The sequence below is a fragment of the Paenisporosarcina sp. P4_E4_2 genome (assembly GCF_056401595.1).
Window position 1 is genome coordinate 1 of record NZ_JBFUJC010000498.1, and the last position, 1,570, is coordinate 1,570.

General features: G+C 35.6%; 2 protein-coding genes. One reads left to right on the top strand and one right to left on the bottom strand.

Annotated elements, in window-relative coordinates:
* Positions 1–590, bottom strand: a 590-nt coding sequence (locus tag AC1DSB_RS19065) for an ArsR/SmtB family transcription factor (protein WP_477587396.1), incomplete at its 3' end; no start/stop codon positions are given.
* 395 nt (positions 591–985) lie between these two features.
* Here AC1DSB_RS19065 and AC1DSB_RS19070 point away from each other — a divergent pair.
* Positions 986–1,570, top strand: a 585-nt coding sequence (locus AC1DSB_RS19070) for an alkaline phosphatase (protein ID WP_477587397.1), incomplete at its 3' end; no start/stop codon positions are given.

Here is a 1,570-nt window from a genome sequence, read left to right on the forward strand (position 1 = left end):
CCTCCTTCATTTATCTTTGGATATACAGCGATTAGCGCTTTAAAATGAATGTTGTCTGTTGATTTTTCTGCCGGATATTTTGAAACCAATTCATGAACCAACTCGATATACTTGTTCAAAAACTCTTTGCGCYCATCTTCATTCACAAATTGAACTTGAAAATCCAACGCGGCACTTGGGACATGAACTGCATCATCTACAATGTTTAGTAATTCGACGGTATCCTTTTTGATTTGCTCAGACAAATCATACAAATGCATCAATGGACCCTGATCTCTTAATTGCTGGATAAAGTCAGTTTGAATATCTGTTTTTTCCGTGACAACGTATTGCTCGGCTACTGATTCATAAAGTACCTCAACCAAGTTCCGTATGTTGCGTGTTCCCACTTTCCATATTAATCCCGCATTTTCGAGCTTCTTGAAATGATAATTCATCCTTTGAGGGCTTTGGTTCATAAACTTTGCCACTTCGCTGGCAGAATGAGGGTGAGTCAAATGCTGCAAAATTTCCAATTTGAACGGATTTCGAATCATCATCAATTGTTCCGTTTCTGTAACAAGCATTTTCTTTGCTTTATTTATGTTCATGTTATTACCTCCACGTAAAAATAATTTTTTTACGTTAAATTCAGTTTATTCTTACTTTTGTTTTATGTCAACTTTCAATAATGAGTAATCAAGTAACAAGTACAGAAAAGTTCTTTCTTAAACTAACCTGCCCCTTTTGTAAAAAATTTAATGAAAAAACGCTAATACCTTCCTGGATCAACGCTCCCATAAGACATCCCGTAAAATAATGACCATTCCAAGTACTATGACACCTGGGGCATCGTTAGCCCTCCTATTTTTCAAATGTTACTCAATGAATAATGTAGATTTACATCATCTTAACTTACTTTTACTTTGGTTTAATAGGATATTAACAATCTACCTTTATAGTAAAACTTGTTATCATATTAAATTGAATGGTGGAGGTTAATCAGATGGTTAAAACTAAAATAACGAAGAAGCTACTTCCAATCTGTGTTGTATCAACTCTTGCATTAGGTGGTTTGGCTGCATCAATTACCAGTATCAACGTACAAGCTGAAGAAAAAGAGAGAAGCAATGAAAACAAGGAAATAAAAAACGTTATTTTCTTAATCGGAGATGGGATGGGGTCAACCTATACTTCAGGTTATCGTTATTTTAATGATAATCCTTCAACAACTGTTGTAGAAAGAACAGTATTTGATAAATATCTCATAGGACAACAGATGACTTATCCGGAAGATCCAACACAAAACATAACTGATTCGGCTTCCGCTGCGACAGCTATGTCTGCTGGCGTAAAAACATATAATGCAGCAATTGGGGTCGATAACGATAAATCAGAAGTGAAAACCGTTTTAGAGGCTGCCAAAGAAAATGGTAAAGCAACTGGCCTTGTCGCTACTTCTGAAATAACCCATGCAACACCAGCATCATTTGGTGCACACGATGAAAACCGTAAAAATATGAATGCAATTGCTGATGACTATTACGATGAATTAATAAATGGCAAACATAAAATTGACGTTCTCCTTGGT